Annotated in this window: 16 protein-coding genes; 12 read left to right on the forward strand and 4 right to left on the reverse strand. The window is 42.1% G+C overall.

Annotated elements, in window-relative coordinates:
• Positions 1-76 precede the first annotated feature (76 nt).
• Positions 77-1189 carry a sn-glycerol-3-phosphate ABC transporter ATP-binding protein UgpC gene (ugpC, locus tag MCG98_RS03260; protein WP_240300404.1) on the reverse strand — a complete coding sequence of 371 codons (1113 nt, stop codon included), beginning with the start codon at positions 1187-1189 and terminating at the stop codon, positions 77-79.
• 245 nt (positions 1190-1434) lie between these two features.
• On the opposite strand from ugpC, the gene MCG98_RS03265 reads away from it, so the two are divergent.
• The 9 genes from MCG98_RS03265 to trxA all read left to right on the forward strand — a co-directional run bounded on the left by MCG98_RS03265 (position 1435) and on the right by trxA (position 10286).
• Complete coding sequence (locus MCG98_RS03265; RefSeq protein ID WP_240300405.1) at positions 1435-2793, forward strand: extracellular solute-binding protein; 1359 nt, start codon at positions 1435-1437, stop codon at positions 2791-2793.
• Positions 2794-2851: 58 nt separating this feature from the next.
• Positions 2852-3928, forward strand: coding sequence for a hypothetical protein (locus tag MCG98_RS03270; protein ID WP_240300406.1), 1077 nt, complete (start codon positions 2852-2854; stop codon positions 3926-3928).
• Positions 3929-3941: 13 nt separating this feature from the next.
• Complete coding sequence (locus MCG98_RS03275; RefSeq protein ID WP_240300407.1) at positions 3942-4844, forward strand: sugar ABC transporter permease; 903 nt, start codon at positions 3942-3944, stop codon at positions 4842-4844.
• 2 nt (positions 4845-4846) lie between these two features.
• Positions 4847-5695, forward strand: a complete 849-nt coding sequence (locus MCG98_RS03280) for a carbohydrate ABC transporter permease (RefSeq protein ID WP_240300408.1) — start codon at positions 4847-4849, stop codon at positions 5693-5695.
• A 74-nt stretch (positions 5696-5769) separates the two neighbouring features.
• A complete protein-coding gene (locus MCG98_RS03285) occupies positions 5770-7512 on the forward strand; it encodes a sensor histidine kinase (protein WP_240300409.1) in 1743 nt (580 codons plus the stop codon).
• Positions 7513-7527: 15 nt separating this feature from the next.
• Positions 7528-9093 carry a response regulator gene (locus tag MCG98_RS03290; RefSeq protein ID WP_240300410.1) on the forward strand — a complete coding sequence of 522 codons (1566 nt, stop codon included), beginning with the start codon at positions 7528-7530 and terminating at the stop codon, positions 9091-9093.
• 83 nt (positions 9094-9176) lie between these two features.
• Complete coding sequence (locus MCG98_RS03295; protein WP_240300411.1) at positions 9177-9395, forward strand: 4Fe-4S binding protein; 219 nt, start codon at positions 9177-9179, stop codon at positions 9393-9395.
• Entirely contained in the window at positions 9392-10003 is a 612-nt protein-coding gene (locus tag MCG98_RS03300) for a 4Fe-4S binding protein (protein ID WP_240300412.1), read from the forward strand. Before MCG98_RS03295 ends, MCG98_RS03300 begins: the two co-directional genes overlap by 4 nt.
• Positions 9975-10286: a thioredoxin gene (gene trxA, locus MCG98_RS03305; protein ID WP_240300413.1), complete on the forward strand. Its 312-nt coding sequence runs from the start codon at positions 9975-9977 to the stop codon at positions 10284-10286. The genes MCG98_RS03300 and trxA overlap by 29 nt, the downstream gene beginning before the upstream one ends.
• 55 nt (positions 10287-10341) lie before the next feature.
• Here trxA and MCG98_RS03310 read toward each other — a convergent pair whose 3' ends face one another.
• Positions 10342-11709: an MATE family efflux transporter gene (locus tag MCG98_RS03310; protein ID WP_240300414.1), complete on the reverse strand. Its 1368-nt coding sequence runs from the start codon at positions 11707-11709 to the stop codon at positions 10342-10344.
• Between the two features lie 128 nt (positions 11710-11837).
• Between MCG98_RS03310 and MCG98_RS03315 the strand changes: the two genes are divergently transcribed.
• Positions 11838-12758, forward strand: a complete 921-nt coding sequence (locus tag MCG98_RS03315; protein ID WP_240300415.1) for an AraC family transcriptional regulator — start codon at positions 11838-11840, stop codon at positions 12756-12758.
• Here the strand turns inward: MCG98_RS03315 and MCG98_RS03320 are convergent.
• Entirely contained in the window at positions 12751-13428 is a 678-nt protein-coding gene (locus MCG98_RS03320; protein ID WP_240300416.1) for a Crp/Fnr family transcriptional regulator, read from the reverse strand. The two genes, MCG98_RS03315 and MCG98_RS03320, sit on opposite strands and share 8 nt — an antisense overlap.
• Before the next feature lie 100 nt (positions 13429-13528).
• Here MCG98_RS03320 and MCG98_RS03325 point away from each other — a divergent pair, with 100 nt between their 5' ends.
• Positions 13529-13801, forward strand: a complete 273-nt coding sequence (locus MCG98_RS03325) for a DUF6506 family protein (protein WP_240300417.1) — start codon at positions 13529-13531, stop codon at positions 13799-13801.
• Positions 13802-13948: 147 nt separating this feature from the next.
• Here the strand turns inward: MCG98_RS03325 and MCG98_RS03330 are convergent, their stop codons facing one another.
• A complete protein-coding gene (locus tag MCG98_RS03330; protein ID WP_240300418.1) occupies positions 13949-14875 on the reverse strand; it encodes a tRNA-dihydrouridine synthase family protein in 927 nt (308 codons plus the stop codon).
• A gap of 113 nt (positions 14876-14988) precedes the next feature.
• On the opposite strand from MCG98_RS03330, the gene dapA reads away from it, so the two are divergent.
• Positions 14989-15951, forward strand: coding sequence for a 4-hydroxy-tetrahydrodipicolinate synthase (dapA, locus tag MCG98_RS03335; protein ID WP_240300419.1), 963 nt, complete (start codon positions 14989-14991; stop codon positions 15949-15951).
• Positions 15952-16063 lie beyond the last annotated feature (112 nt).

Consider the following 16063-nt stretch of genomic DNA (forward strand, 5'->3'; position numbering starts at 1 on the left):
TTGTTAAGTATTACCGTTTTTATAAATAATATAACGAAAAAACCTTGAACAAGTTGATATTCAAGGTTTTTTTCTGCTATACATTAATGATCAATTCTGTATCCTTATCAAAGAAGTGTGCTTTTTCCATATCAAAATTTACTCTGACAGAATCCCCTGCTTTAAGGTCTGTACGCGGGTTGACACGTGCAGTAACCTGAGTGCCTTCGACATCAAAATACAGGTAGACCTCAGCACCCAAAAGCTCTGATACCTTAACAGTAGATTCTACTGCATTTTGCGGCGTGGTTTCCAGGAAAATCTGAGAATCATGAATGTTTTCCGGACGAATACCGAGAGTAACGGTTTTGCCAATATATTGATTATCTGTCAGCGCCTTTGCTCTTGACGGGGGGATCAGTAGTTTACACTTTCCAATTGTAATATAAACGTTCCCATTTTCACTGGAGATAACACCATCCAGAAAATTCATCTGCGGTGAGCCGATAAATCCCGCCACAAATTTATTACAGGGGTGTGCATACAATTCCTTTGGAGACGCCACCTGCTGGATCACGCCGTCTTTCATTACAACGATTCTTGTTCCAAGTGTCATGGCCTCTGTCTGATCGTGTGTTACATAAATGATGGTGGAACCCAGTTTCTGATGAAGCTTTGAGATCTCAATACGCATCTGAACTCTCAGCTTGGCATCCAGATTGGAAAGGGGTTCATCCATTAGGAATACCTTAGGATTTCTGACAATTGCCCTCCCCATTGCAACACGCTGTCGCTGTCCGCCGGAAAGAGCTTTTGGCTTTCGTTTCAGCAGATCTTCAAGATCCAGAATGCGGGCAGCCTCAAGAACCATTTCTTTGATCTTATCTTTGGGAACTTTACGCATTTTTAGTCCAAATGCCATATTGTCATATACGGTCATATGCGGATAAAGGGCATAGTTTTGAAAGACCATTGCGATGTCTCTGTCTTTAGGTTCAACATCATTGACAAGTTGCTCATCGATTTTTAATTCACCGGATGAAATCTCTTCAAGACCGGCGATCATGCGCAGCGTGGTGGATTTACCGCATCCGGAAGGTCCTACGAAAATAATAAATTCTTTATCTTCAATTTCCAGATTGAAATCTTTTACCGCTTCAAATCCATTGGGGTATGTTTTGTTAATGTGTGTTAATGACAGGCTTGCCATATATTTTTCCTCCGTTTCCGTGATCAGTAGTTCCTTTTTCTATAGTATAAAAAATACCATTCACCATGAACATATAAAAATCAGTCAAGCTTTCTTGAAATATTTGACCTTGTACACAAGAAGACAAAATATTATATTGGACATATCATTTATCTTAATTGGAAATCTGAATAGATGGTGGTAATCTATACCCATCAAAACACATAGCAAGCAGTACTGCACAAAAATGATGAAGGAGAAAGAACATGCGAAAAGCTAATAAGTGGATTGGATTGACAATGGCGGTTGTTCTGGCAGGCGGGATGCTTTCCGGATGCGGGAGCAGCGGAAAAACAGAAGAAAAAACTGCAGAAGGGCAGGAGTCTTCACAGGCAGCGGAGGAGAGCGATGATGACAAGGTCATCACTTTCTGGCATATCGGTACAGATGAACCGGATATTTCTCTGTATGAGGATGCTACAGAGGCATTTAATGAGAACACGAAATCAGGCTACAGGATAGAGAATGTAGCCATGGAAGCAGATGCTTATAAGGAAAAGCTGCTGATTGCCATGAGTTCAGGTGAATGCCCGGATATCTATACGAACTGGTCCGGTGGCCCGATGAATGAATATGTTGAAGCGGGATTTGCGCAGCCACTGGATGAACTGTACGAAAAGGCACCCTGGAAAGATAAGATTCTGGATGCTACGATTGCACAGGGAAAATACAAAGACAAATTGTATGGTGTTGGTATGATCAACGTCTCAGTATCCGGAATTTACTATAATAAAGATATCTTTGCACAGTATAATCTTGAAGTACCAAAGACAGTTTCTGAATTAGAGAAGGTATGTGATACTCTGGTGGAAAATGGAAAGATTCCGTTTGCGCTGGCAAATGCTCCTAAATGGACAGGTTCCATGTATTTTATGAATCTTGCAACAAGAAAAGGCGGACTGGAACCGTTCAGCGCTGCAGTTGACGGAAGTGGCAGCTTTGAGGATGAAAGCTTTATCTATGCCGGAGAAAAAATACAGGAGTGGGTTCAAAACGGGTACTTCCCGGAGGGTGTTAACAGTTTAAGTGAAGGTGACGGACAGTCGAAACAGCTGTTCTATTCTGAAGAAGCGGCAATGAAAATGATCGGCTCCTGGGAGTCTGGAACCTATAAAGCTGACAGTGAGGAGTTCTATAACAAGCTGGGCTGGTTCCCATTCCCGGCAGTTGATGATTCGGACGCAGATGCATCCATTCAGATCGGAACGATGGGAGATCAGTTCCTCAGCTTTAACTGTGAGGGAGAGAAACTCGAAGCGGCATTCGAACTGTTGAATTACTATTTTGAGGACGATTACACACAGAAGATGGTAGATGCAGGGAAGATTGCACCGGTCAAGGGTGTTGATGCATTGATTGAAGGTGAGCTGGAAAAAGAAATTGTCACAAAAATTGAGGCGGCTTCTGCGACACAGCTCTGGTATGATCAGTACCTGCCGCCGGCAGTATCAACAGTGCATCTGGATACCTGTCAGGAATTGTTCGGACTGACAATGACACCGGAGGAAGCGGCAAAACAGCTTCAGGCAGCAATGGAAGAGTATAACAGCGAAAAATCTGAATAAACAGGGAATAGAGGCTGCTGCTGTAACAATGGCAGCCTCTGTCTATGAGGAGAGCAGTATGTTGGAAATTGAAAAATTTGAAAAAATACAAAAACGTTTTACAGCCCTCTGGGATGGTGAGATCATAGACAGATGCTGCATCAGTGCATTTGCCTTTGATGAAGAGACTAATGCTGAATTTTATACACCATCAGATGAAAGTATGGACCGAAAATATTTTCTGACGGATCCTGAGATGATCTGGAAACGTCATATGAAAAAGTTCGCCAATACATATTTTGCAGGGGATGCGTTTCCTTTGATAAATCTGAATATGGGACCTTCCGGTCATGCGGCATTTGTGAGAGGTGTAGAGGTGGATTATACAGATACGATGTGGTACCACCCAATTATGGAGGATGAACTGGATCCCGAAAAAATCGTACTGGATCCAAACAGTTATCTGTACCGGCAGACCTTTGATGCGGCGAAATATCTCTGTGAAGAGGCAGACGGGGAGTATCTGGTATCTATGCCGGATATCAGCGGTAATATCGATGTGCTTGGAAGTCTTCGCACTGCTACCAGCACACTGCTCGATATGATTTCTGATGAAGAGACAGTCATTGAATGTCTGCGCCGGATTCAGGCCATCTGGGAGAAAAGTACTTCTGAAATATACAATTATCTGAAAGACTATAATTTTGGAGGCAGCAGCATCGGATGGCTGAATACCTGGGCGCCAGGATTTCATAACCAGATGCAGGCTGATATGTCCGTGATGTTCTCCAATGAATATTATGAGACATTCATTCGTGAAGAACTGGAAAAACAGTCTGCCTTTGTAGATTATGCGCTGTACCATTTTGACGGAGTAGAACAGATACGTCATCTGGATACGCTGCTTTCCCTGGACAGACTCCGGATGATTCAGTGGACAAGCGTCGTTGGACAGCCGTCACCGCTTAACTATATACCTGTCCTGAGAAGAATACAGGAGGCGGGATGCGGACTGCTTTTGCAGCTAAAACCTGAAGAAGTAAAGCCGATGCTTGAAAACCTTTCATCAAAAGGCCTGTTTATCACAGTTAACACGAAAGATAAAGACGAAGCCAATGAGATGATAAAACTGGCCGAACGGCTGACCAGAGAATAAAGAAGGTAATCTTATGAATAAAAAAAAGCAATGTAGCCTTGCAAAAAGCAGGCAGAGAGAGACTGTGCGGGTCGCAGCCATATTCCTGATTCCGGTGTTTGTGATTCTGACAATCTTTATCTTTTACCCTGTAATCGATACTTTCATTACAAGTTTTTACAAATGGAACGGCATTTCTGCTGAAAAAACATTTATTCAGTTTGAGAACTGGAAAAAGCTGATTGTTGACGCAAGCTTTTGGAAGGCATTTTTTAATAATGTAATTCTGGTGGTTTTTGCAATTATTCTACAGCTTCCTATATCCCTTGCGCTGGCAACTTTCCTGAATTTTGTAGGAAAAAAAGGAAATGTATTTAAAATAATATGGTTTATCCCGATGTTAATGTCATCTGTAGCAGTAGGGTTTTTGTTTAATTATATTTTAGCTACCAACGGCGGAGTTATCAGCACAATCTCTCAGGCACTGGGAGGGGGAAATATTGATCTGCTGGGACATCCGAAAAGAGCACTGTTCGCGGTCATGGGTGTTATCAGCTGGCAGAGCGTTCCCTTTTATATGGTGTTTTTCCTGGCATCTTTTTCGGGGATTTCTACAGAGGTGTTCGAGGCTGCCAGAATTGATGGTGCGACCAGAGGCCAGTATTTCTGGAGAATTGCGCTGCCGCTTCTGAAGCCTTCAATCAGTAAGGCATCGGTGCTGGCATTGGTTGGATCCTTGAAGTATTTTGATCTGATCTATGTTATGACTAACGGAGGACCGGGAACTGCCACAGAATTGATGGCGACATATATGTATAAGAATTCCTTTGTGAAATATAATATGGGCTATGGCTCCACAATTGCAGCAGGTATGTTCCTGCTCATCACCGTATTTTCTATTATCACGATGAAACTGACAGCACGAAAGGAGGATTGACGATGGATCAGTATAAGAAAGCAAAGGGTAAGAAAATTGTATCATGGGGTATTGCCGGTGCCCTCGCCGTAATCTGGCTGGTGATCGCGATTGTCCCGTTTATCTACATGGTCATTAACTCTTTTAAAGACAGATTCGAGATTCTGTCAAGTGGTGTATTTACACTGCCTGAGTCATGGTATCCTGCTAATTATATCGAAATTCTGACTGGCGGGTTCTGGAAGTACTTCCTGAACAGTGTCATCGTACTGTTGGTTTCACTGGTGATACTGCTGGCACTGTCGGCAGCGGCATCTTATCCGCTGTCAAGATTCAGATTCCGCTTTTCCGGAATTTTATTTGCGGTCATTGTGGCTTGTATGTCTATCCCAATACATATCACATTGATCCCGGTATTTAAAATGACCACAAATATAGGTCTGTATGATACCATATGGGCGCTGATAGGGCCATATGTGGCGTTTGGGCTTCCGATTTCCGTATTTATACTGACTGGTTTTATGAAAGAAATTCCAAGGGAAATGGAAGAGGCCGCAATGATAGACGGATGCAGCAAAATACAGATATTTTTCCGTATTATGCTGCCAATGTGCAAGCCCGGTCTGGCAACACTCGCGATCTACAATGGTGTCAATATCTGGAATGAATTTTCATTTGCATATACGCTGACACAGGAAAAAATCAACCGGACGCTTCCACTTTCCATCTGGGAGTTTAAGGGGCAGTACACGATGAATACTCCGATGATACTGGCAGTGCTGACACTGACGGTGGTTCCGATGATCATTCTGTTTATTTTTACAAAGGACAAACTGATTGAAGGAATGGCAGCAGGAGCTGTGAAGGGATAAGAATCATATAGTTTTACTTCTGAATCCTTGGTATAATGAAAATTAAATATATGTACAACAGGAGGATCCCCGTGATGAGAAAATGGATTGCCAGATTTCAGAGAATGACGCTGGATAAAAAAATTAAATTATTTCTGATCATGGGGATCATTGTCAGTGCAAGCGTTGTGCTGACGATTTCAACCATTTCTTCTATAACATCAATAAAAAGAAAATCACAGGGACTGGTAAAGACAAATGTAGAGACCGTTTCAAAAAGTCTCGATTCTGCCGTCAGCAGTTACTATAATATTGCACTTTCGCTGATACCGGATGAGAGTATTCAGCTGTATTTGAAAGAAGACAGTGACAACGGCCGTTTAGGTGCAGCCAAGGAAGATAACCTGAATACGCTGATGCGCGTGCTGTATCAACAGACTGATATGAATTTTATTGCGCTTTATAAGTCTGAAAAAGCATATATTTACCGCGGTCAGCCTATCACAAAGAGCCATTTTAATCAGGAATATAAAGATGATCTTAAACAAAGTATACCGTGGGGAAAAGGAGAACTGGTCTTTTCTTATGGAAATGCTTATTTTGGGAAGGATGATTATACAATATCTTTTTATCAGCCCATATATGATATGAATAAGATCGGGAAAAAAATAGGAAATCTTTGTTTTAACGTTAAGGAGGATGCCTTTGGTTTTCTGAAGCATCAGACGGTGGGGGACCTTGAATTTGACATTTATCTTACAGATCAAAAAGGACATGTCTTGTTTAGTGAGGAAAAGGGACTGCTGGGAAAAAGATTGAAGCTTGGCCATACAATTGGCGGAAACAGCGGTGATTTCTCAGAATCAGGAAAGTTGTATGTCTATCAGAAAGTGGCAGACAGTGACCTGTATGTGATGGGAACGATCAGTAATATCGCATTGATGAAAGACAGCGTGATTACTATGACCTTTTTATTTGTCACAGTTCTGATCATCGTTGCAATCACTGTATTTATGGTATCCAAAGTCGTAAAACAGTTTTATAAACCGATGGAGAAACTGGTGACCAAGATGGAGCAGGTATCAGAGGGTAATCTGGATGTCAGGATCAATGAAGCTCATTCAGGCCAGGACTTCGTGACGATCAGCAAGGGATTTAATCATATGATGGATGAGATGAATGAACTGCTTGAGCAGGTGAAGCTGGAACAGCACCAGATTGAACAGATCAAGTTTAATGCACTTCAGTCTCAGATTAAGCCTCATTTTCTCTATAATGCACTGGATTGTATCCACTGGCAGGCGGCAGCGGAGGGGAATAAAGAGATTTCTACTTTTGTTAAGGCGCTGGCAAATTATTACAGGGCATGTTTGAGCAGAGGGAAAGATGTCATAACCCTGGGCGAAGAACTGGAACACATCAAAAGTTATCTGATTATCCAAAATATACGTTATGAAAATATTCTGGACGCCAGATATTGTATCGGTGAAGAATACTACAGTGTCAAAATACCGAAGATGACACTTCAGCCGTTGATTGAAAATGCCATTTATCATGGAATGAAGACGGAATCAGGAAAGAAAGGTATGGTCATACTCTCTGTCAGGGAAGAGAAGGATATCATGATACTTAGTCTGATGGACAATGGACAGGGCATGAGTCCGGAGGATATTGAGGAGATGAACCGTTCTATTTCTAAATACGATGAGAACTTCGGATACGGTGTCCGCAACGTCAATAAAAGGATCGAGCTGCTCTTCGGGGAACAGTATGGGCTGCATTATCAGGTAAATGTTGAAGGTGGAATAACGGTCGATATACGGTTGCCAAAGGATTAAAGGAGTGAGAAAAAGTTGTATCAGGTATTGATAGTAGATGATGAAAAAATAATCCGGATGGGTATGAAAAAAGTGATTGCGTGGGATCGGGCAGGAGTTGACCAGGTATTTACCGCAGGCAGCGGGCAGGAAGCACTGGAACTCCTGAAAGAACAGACAATTCATATTATGATCACGGATATTCAGATGGGGAGTATGTCAGGACTTGAACTGATTAAAATCGTAAATGAACAATATCCGGATATCCGTATCATTGTGCTTACAGGATATGATGAATTTGAATATGCTCATAAATGTCTGAAGATGGATGTAGTGGACTTTCTGTTAAAACCTGTAGATGAAGATGATATGGCTGAACTTATCAGAAGGCAGACAGAAGCACTGGATGCGCAGCAAAAGCGGCAGAAGATGGCCGGTGTCATGCGCAGAATCATTGGAAGCAATGAACAGGAGCAGCTGAATAAGATGATGTGTGATCTGGTCAATAATCAGGAACAGGCTTCAGCCACAGCTCAAAAAATCTGCGGGACGTATCAATATGATCTTCACCAGGCTATGCAGATTGCAGTCCTGATACCGCAGGTCGGGTCTTATGAAAAACAGGAGGAGGAAAAGTATCGTGCGTTTATGATACGGGATTTTTGTAATCATAATATAGACCTGCGGGAACTTGGCATCACTTTTCAGGATGAAGATGATCGTATCGTCATCGCCTTCTTTTTGAACGGAAAAAATGATGATGTGTCCTCACGTGTAGAGGAGCTGATTCATCTGTTGAAAGATGAATTTGGTATTTCACAGAAGATTGTACTGGGAAGTGCAGTCACTGGATTTGCACAGCTGTTTATTTCATATAACGATGCAGTTCTCCTTCTGGAACAGGAACATCAGAGTTTCCGCGATATTATTCAGGATACTCAGAAGCAGCACAAAAATCAGATGTTCTGGGATGTTTTTGGAGAGATTAAACATGCCATCGTGGTGAATCAGGGAGATTCGGAAACAATCATGCATGCATTTTCTTCTTTCTGCAGGATGACAGAATCTTACAGCCTGTCTGCCGAGCATATAAGGCGTTGTTGCTTCGAACTTGCCATGTCTGTCTACTATACGCATATTGCCAATCATGGAGAGATCAAAGGGGACATGGTACGTGCGTATATGGAAATGATCATGCCGGCTAAAACAGAGGAAATTCTGAGAGAAACAAAAAAATTTATCGAGGGAATGCATGATAAAGAGGAGGCAGCGATTCATGAACTGGTGGGTCAGGCGCAGATATACATTAAGAATCATTTATCTGAGGAGTTGTCGGTAACAGGTATTGCTCAGATGCTTTTTTTGACGCCTTCTTATTTTTCCAGATTATTTAAAAAAACAGCACATCAGGGATGCAATGATTATATCATCAGGCTTCGCATGGAAAAAGCACAGAGTCTGCTGGAATCTACCAGTCTTAAAACAGGTGAGATAGCACTGCTTGTCGGATACCAGGATAAGAATTATTTTTCACTTGCATTTAAAAAGTTCAGCGGAATGTCTCCTACAGCATATCGTGAAATTGTTAGAAATCAATCATGATGTTATGTGACTTCATCACAGAAATACTGATTCTTTTGAGTTAAAATAACCATAACAAATGAAAGTTATGGAGGGTTTTACAAGTGAACAGTCCTGGTATAAAGAAAAAATTGAAGAAGGCCGTGATAGATACAGACCACTGTGTGGCGTGCGGTTGTTGTGTTAAGGAGTGTCCCAAATACGCAATAACAGTCGTGAAGGGCATTACCGCAGAAGTTGACAAAACACTGTGTGTCGGCTGCGGAAAATGCAGGACCATCTGTCCTGCCAGCGTTATCACAATCACGGAGGTGGAGGTATGAAAAAGAAACACTGGTATGATTATCTCTGGATTTTTTCATCGATCTACCTGATCCTCGGATTCTTTAATATCCTGTTTGCATGGATCGGTTTAATCTGTTTCTTTGCTCCGCTTGCGATAGCGATTATAGGGGGAAGCAAAGCTTACTGTAACAGATACTGTGGGAGAGGGCAGCTGTTTTCACTTCTCGGAGGAAGAATAGGGTTGTCGCGCCGTAAGGATATCCCAAACTGGATGAAAAGCAAAGGATTCCGGTATGGTTTTTTGATTTTTTTCTTTATCATGTTTTTTGGCATGATCTGGAATACCTGGATGGTATTTTCAGGTACGGGAGAGTTAAAGCAGATTGTAAAACTGCTCTGGAGTATAAAGCTTCCATGGCACTGGGCTTATCCGGTCTCGGTGACTCCCTGGATCGCTCAGTTTTCATTTGGATTTTATAGTGTTATGTTGACTTCAACTGTGTTGGGACTTATCACAATGGTGTTGTTTAAACCGCGTTCCTGGTGTGTGTACTGCCCGATGGGAACAATGACACAGTTGATCTGTAAAGCAAAATCTAAAAAAGGAGAGAAGAATTATGTCAGTATTAACGATAACGAGGGATAACTTTAAACAAGAAGTTTTAAATTCTGATAAACCGGTACTGCTGGACTTCTGGGCATCCTGGTGCGGACCATGCCGGATGGTTTCACCGGTTGTGGATGAAATTGCGCAGGAAGTGGATCACGCAAAGATAGGGAAAATAAATGTGGATGAAGAGCCGGAACTGGCTCAGGAATTCCGGATTATGAGTATCCCCACACTGGCGGTGATAAAAGATCAGAAGGTGGTAAAGACATCGGTTGGAGTTCAGCCGAAAGAAGCCATTTTGGATATGATTCAGGAGTAAATAACAGGGAGCTGCAGTGCCGAAGAACCTGATTGGACGGTGCAGCTCCCTGATTTTAGGTTGTTTTATTCAACACAACGTTAACATGCGGTATTTTTCTGAATCTGAACCAGCAGGCAGCGATAACATATGCTGCGGCCCCGATCCAGGCGAGAGGTTCTGCAAGAAACAGCATGACATTTCCCCAGAATCCGGTCAGAATCAGAGCCGCTGAAATTCGCATAAAAAATTCAATAATTCCGGATATCATCGGGCTGATTGCGTCTCCCAGTCCCTGAAGTATACTCCTGAATCCATGCAGAAAGTACAGGACAAAAAGCAGGACTCCCATGATGAGGAGATACTGGTAAGCGACGGCGAGTACTTCAGGTGCGCTGGCATCAGAAGATGAGATAAAAAGCTTCAGGATATGTTTTCCACCCAGGATGGCGGGGACTGCACTGCACACAGACATTAATAATGCAATGAGTGCCACACTTTTTAATCCTTTATGAATACGGTCACCCTGTCCGGCACCGTAATTCTGAGCCATGAAAGTTGTGGTTGCATAGCCAAGGGAGATTGCTGCACTTTCCAAAAGACCGTACAGTTTATTTGTAGCTGTAAATCCTGCAACAAAAATAAATCCCTGAAGGTTGATCCTGGATTGGAGGATCATACCTCCCACCGCGATCAAAACGTGCTGCAGTGCCAGCGGAAATCCCATTCGGCATAACTCCCGGATAATCATTTTGTCTGTCTTCCAGTCCGAAGGCTGCAGCCTGATAAAGTCAATACGCTTTAGTGCTGATAGGCAATATAAGAATGCTATCAGTTGTGCGATCAGAGTAGCAGCCGCTGCACCTGTGATTCCCCAGCGAAATACCATGACAAAAAGCAGATCCAGTGCAATATTTGTACCGGCAGCGATTCCCATGGCGATCAGCGGAGTTTTTCCGTCTCCAAAAGCCCGGAGAATGGAGGAGATCATATTATAAGACATTACGATCAGGGTTCCGCTGAACAACGTGAAGAGGTATGAGGAAGCCCCCTCGAATATATCAGATGGTGTCTGTAGAATATTAAGCATCGGTAAAACCATCAGAAGTGCGGTAAATGTGAGAAGGATCCCGATCCCAACACACAGGATGACCGACATGGCAATGGATTTTCTCAGTTTTACATGATCTTTCTCTCCAAAATGTTTAGCGATACAGGCACCGAATCCCTGTGTTAAAGCCTGCACAGTCCACAAGATTAGCCAGTAAGTCCAGTCCGTTGCTCCGACAGCCGCCAGTGCTTTTACACCGACGCCCTGGCCTACAATAATGGCGTCCACGATCATATACAGTTGCTGGCCAAGATTTCCAAAAATCAGCGGAAGGGCAAATAAAAGCAAAAGCTTTGTTGGATTGCCCGATGTCATATCTTTTACCCGGTTCATACACGGTTCCTTTCCAGTTGTGGTCTCATTTATAGTCTGATATAATAATAGCGTCAAAACAACTGTTTGGACACCCAGCATTACGCCAGATGATAAAAAAATAGTGCCAAAAAAGGAGTGTGCGTGCCATGGAACACAAAACTGTGCCGGTAGATGATAACCTGCTGGAAAAAGTAAAATATCCAAGCGGATCGCTGCCGGTTTTTTTGGATGAAGACCATTTTAATGATTACATGAACGGTGAGTTTAATTATCATTGGCATGATTCATATGAATTTGCGATTGTTTTAAGAGGCGAGATAGAATACTATGTGCACCAGACGTATGATGAGAGGGAATCAAAGATCATGCGGGAGGGCGATGTTGTATTTGTGAATTCAAGGGCTTTGCATATGGGGAGACAGACAAAACCGGATTCTCTGATGTTCTGTTTTTTATTTCCCACATATTTTTTTAACATGCAGCCTTCCGATACTGTGTATCAGAAAAATATACTGCCCGTCATCCGATTTCCGCTGCCGGGTCTGTATTTTTCCCATGATGATCCTTCAGGCAAATTGATTTTTGATGAGATACACCGTTTATACAGACTGAATCCCGGGGAGCTGGGATATGAACTTCAGTGCATCGAAATTATTTATTGTATATGGCGTCTTTTATTAACTGAGATTTCCAGATTCAAAGAATTTCCGAAGGTGCCGAAGAGGGATCTGATACAGGAACAGCGGGCCCGTCTGATGCTGTCCTGCATCCATGATCATTATTCGGAAGGTATTACCGTAGATCATATTGCAAAAGCTGCAAATATCAGCAGGAGGGAGTGCTTCAGGTGCTTTAAAGAAATTGTTAAAAAGACGCCTGCAGAATATCTCTGTGAGTATCGGCTTTCTCAGGCAGCACAGCTGCTGACGGGTACGGATAAGACAATTCTGGATATTTGTCTGTCCTGTGGTTTTAACAGTCCCAGCTATATGGGAAAGCTATTTAAGGAGAAATGCGGGATGTCTCCCGGAGAGTACCGGGAGTTATCAAACAGGACGTCTATATGAGTTTCCGGAGCCTTTTTTTATCTACGATACGGATGCCGCCGCGCGAAAGTTCCACGATCCCATCAGCAACAAAATATTTCAGCATTCGGGACACCACTTCCCGGGCACTTCCAATATACCGTGCAATCTGTTCATGGGTAATATGGATTACATTTCCCTCTGATCGTGACAGTTCATCCCAGAGGAAAATTGCCAGACGCTGGTCAAGATTCATAAAGAGGATCTGCTGCATTGCCCACATCACGTCAGAAAATCGTTCCGTTGCAAGTTTATAGGAAAAGCATTCAACATAAATATTCTTTTCCATCAAAGAAGAGAAGAAAGATGAACTGATAAGTAGAACCTGTGTTTTCTCCTCTGCTTCAATATAAACATCAAAAGTGATAGTAGCAAGGGCACAGGATGCGGACAGAATACAGGTATCTCCATGTCCCAGGCGGTACAGAGTAACTTCCTTACCGTCATCGGACAGCAGGTAGGTACGGATCTTTCCTGTGTTAATGATGAAGAGACCGACACAGTCCATATCTCCCTGATGAAGCAGCTCACCTTTCCCATATTCTTTTAATGCCGAATTATTAATAATATTTAACTGTTCCTCCCTGGTTAATGAATCCCATACAGGAAAGTATTCTTTTAACAAAAATTCAGATTGTACGCTGGTTAACATAGATACCTCCTTCTCATAATGACTGTAATGTTATTGACCGCTTATTTTCAGCGTGTTATAATTTTTGAGATATAAAAATAAAATCAAAGGAGACTCCTTTATGAAACAATTTAAGTTCGTCTTTTTAGTCATGTCCTCGGATCATGATTCATCCAAGCATCATGTGGCAATGGAAACCCCGGCATGTAAATCTATTATGATCGGTGTTAAAGATATGACAGATGCATGTGAGCAGGCAAAAAAACTGGTTGATAAAAAAGAAGTTGATAAAATTGAACTGTGCGGTGCGTTCCAGGAAAAGGGAGCCAGGGTCATAAGTGATTATATTAATCACCGCATTCCGGTTTCATATATTGTTAATCTGGAACATTAAATTTACATAATTCTTCACATTTCTTTCAATCTGTTATCACAGAATCATCACATTTTGGCGTTATGATAGATCTTGTAAAAAGGTCATTACCTTTTATAAGTTTTTTTCTTTTTCATACGTTGCCGGGGCCGAAAGGCCCCGGTCTCCTTATGTCAGACTGAAAAGATCAGATACGGCCCGTTCATACTGCCACAGGCGTTCGGATTTTCTGATCTTCTTTGCATATTTTTCGCTTTCCGGAAATAACTGAATCATGTAGGACCACAATTCTTTCATTTTAAATAAAACATTTCGGTCACCGCTGAAAATCCCCTGATAATTGGCATAAAGTTCATCATGAAACATCCTAAGTGTGTCAATATCCACAGGTTTCTGTTTCAATATATCATTTAAAAGTCCCGGATTCCCGAGTATACCTCTCCCAACCATCAACGTATCGACGGATGGAAAACGTTCCACAAAATTAATATAATCTTCCCGTGTTAAAATATGACCGTTATAGCAGATATGATGGCGGCAAAGCTTTAACGTATCAGCAAAGATATCGAGATTCGGTTTGTTTTTGTAGAAATCCTGCTGAGTTCGCGGGTGAACGATCAGCTCAGTAAGGGGATATTTATTAAAGATTGTGATCAGCTCATAGAATTCTTCGGAGCTGTCTTTGCCGATTCTGGTTTTGATGGAGACATTAATATCAGTTTCTGAAAATATTGTATCCAAAAACTGGTCAAGCTCCTGTGTCTTTGCCAGAAACCCGGAACCTCTTCCTTTGGAGACAACGGTCTTTGATGGACATCCAAGGTTCAGATTGACTTCTTCATATCCGAATTTTCTCAGCGCATTGGCGGTGCGGAGAAAATCAGCCGCATTGTTGGTCAATATCTGAGGAATAAGATTTTGCCCGCGGTTATGTTCAGGCAGGATTTCATTTTTTTCTCTGGAATTAAAATCCTTATTGATATGAGGTACGATAAACGGCGTAAAATATTTATCCATGGGATGAAAATATCTGTGATATGCCGTGCGGTAAATATATGTTGTAAGTCCCTCCATGGGTGCCAGATAAAATTTCATTTACAATTCTCCCGTTTTTAAAATCTTAATACCGATATGATCTATCTTATCACAATATTTATGAAATGACGACTATAATAGCTTAAAACCAAAAACTCAGGGAGGATATTCGAATGAAAAAAGTGATATTTAAAGGTGTGGGAACAGCACTTATAACACCAATGAGAGATGACGGATCAATTAATTATCCGGTATTTAAAGAACTGATTGAAATGCAGATCAGGGGAGATGCGGATGCCCTTATTATTGCGGGCACAACAGGAGAGGGTTCTACGCTTACGGATAAAGAACATATAGAACTGGTAGAATATGCTGTCCGCTGTGTGAATAAAAGAATTCCGGTAATCGCAGGTGCCGGAAGCAACAATACATCTCACGCTGTATATCTTTCAAAAGAGTGCGAACATGTGGGGGCAGATGCGCTGCTTCATGTGACACCATATTATAATAAAGCTTCACAGCAGGGGCTGTTTCTACATTTTTCAGAATGTGCGAAGGCGTCACAGCTTCCGGTCATTCTTTATAATGTACCATCAAGGACCGGTGTCAATATATTTCCCGCGACATATAAGAGGCTGAGTGAGATCGACAATATTGTGGCTGCGAAGGAGGCCAGCGGAAATTTTTCACAGATGGCTAAGATTGCATCACTCTGCAAAGATAACCTTGCGATTTATTCCGGCAATGATGATCAGATTACATCTGCGCTGGCATTGGGAGCCAAAGGAGTAATTTCTGTATTGTCCAACATTCTGCCCAGAGAAACACATGACATTTGCGAGTCATATTTTCAGGGAAACAGTGAAGAAAGTGATAATCTGCAGCTGAAATACCTGGAATTGATCGAAGCATTGTTTTTGGATGTAAATCCTATTCCTGTCAAACAGGCGATGAGGGAAATGGGATATAATGTAGGTCACTGCCGCCTTCCACTTTGCGATATGGATTCAACGATGGCAGAAAAGATGTCTGCAGTGCTTTATCGATACGGTTTGCTGAAGAACAGGGAAAGACCAGGATCTGTTACCATTCACCGCCCGGGATATGCGGGAGCGATACCGACGCGGAATCTGTAGAGAAATATAAAAAATATTGCCATCTGCGCACAATCCTGATATTCTGAAAGAATATTATAGATGTTGGCTGGAGAAACTGGAAGTGTGTGTTTTAAGATCGGGGACACTCTGT

The organism is Ruminococcus sp. OA3 (assembly GCF_022440845.1).
GTDB lineage: Bacteria > Bacillota > Clostridia > Lachnospirales > Lachnospiraceae > Ruminococcus_G.

What these genes read in the sequence shown, in the direction of transcription:
- ugpC (WP_240300404.1), bottom strand. Translation starts at nt 1,189, where the DNA reads ATGGCAAGCCTGTCATTAACACACATTAACAAAACATACCCCAATGGA.
- MCG98_RS03265 (WP_240300405.1), top strand. Translation starts at nt 1,435, where the DNA reads ATGCGAAAAGCTAATAAGTGGATTGGATTGACAATGGCGGTTGTTCTG.
- MCG98_RS03270 (WP_240300406.1), top strand. Translation starts at nt 2,852, where the DNA reads ATGTTGGAAATTGAAAAATTTGAAAAAATACAAAAACGTTTTACAGCC.
- MCG98_RS03275 (WP_240300407.1), top strand. Translation starts at nt 3,942, where the DNA reads ATGAATAAAAAAAAGCAATGTAGCCTTGCAAAAAGCAGGCAGAGAGAG.
- MCG98_RS03280 (WP_240300408.1), top strand. Translation starts at nt 4,847, where the DNA reads ATGGATCAGTATAAGAAAGCAAAGGGTAAGAAAATTGTATCATGGGGT.
- MCG98_RS03285 (WP_240300409.1), top strand. Translation starts at nt 5,770, where the DNA reads ATGAGAAAATGGATTGCCAGATTTCAGAGAATGACGCTGGATAAAAAA.
- MCG98_RS03300 (WP_240300412.1), top strand. Translation starts at nt 9,392, where the DNA reads ATGAAAAAGAAACACTGGTATGATTATCTCTGGATTTTTTCATCGATC.
- trxA (WP_240300413.1), top strand. Translation starts at nt 9,975, where the DNA reads ATGTCAGTATTAACGATAACGAGGGATAACTTTAAACAAGAAGTTTTA.
- MCG98_RS03310 (WP_240300414.1), bottom strand. Translation starts at nt 11,709, where the DNA reads ATGAACCGGGTAAAAGATATGACATCGGGCAATCCAACAAAGCTTTTG.
- MCG98_RS03315 (WP_240300415.1), top strand. Translation starts at nt 11,838, where the DNA reads ATGGAACACAAAACTGTGCCGGTAGATGATAACCTGCTGGAAAAAGTA.
- MCG98_RS03320 (WP_240300416.1), bottom strand. Translation starts at nt 13,428, where the DNA reads ATGTTAACCAGCGTACAATCTGAATTTTTGTTAAAAGAATACTTTCCT.
- MCG98_RS03325 (WP_240300417.1), top strand. Translation starts at nt 13,529, where the DNA reads ATGAAACAATTTAAGTTCGTCTTTTTAGTCATGTCCTCGGATCATGAT.
- MCG98_RS03330 (WP_240300418.1), bottom strand. Translation starts at nt 14,875, where the DNA reads ATGAAATTTTATCTGGCACCCATGGAGGGACTTACAACATATATTTAC.
- dapA (WP_240300419.1), top strand. Translation starts at nt 14,989, where the DNA reads ATGAAAAAAGTGATATTTAAAGGTGTGGGAACAGCACTTATAACACCA.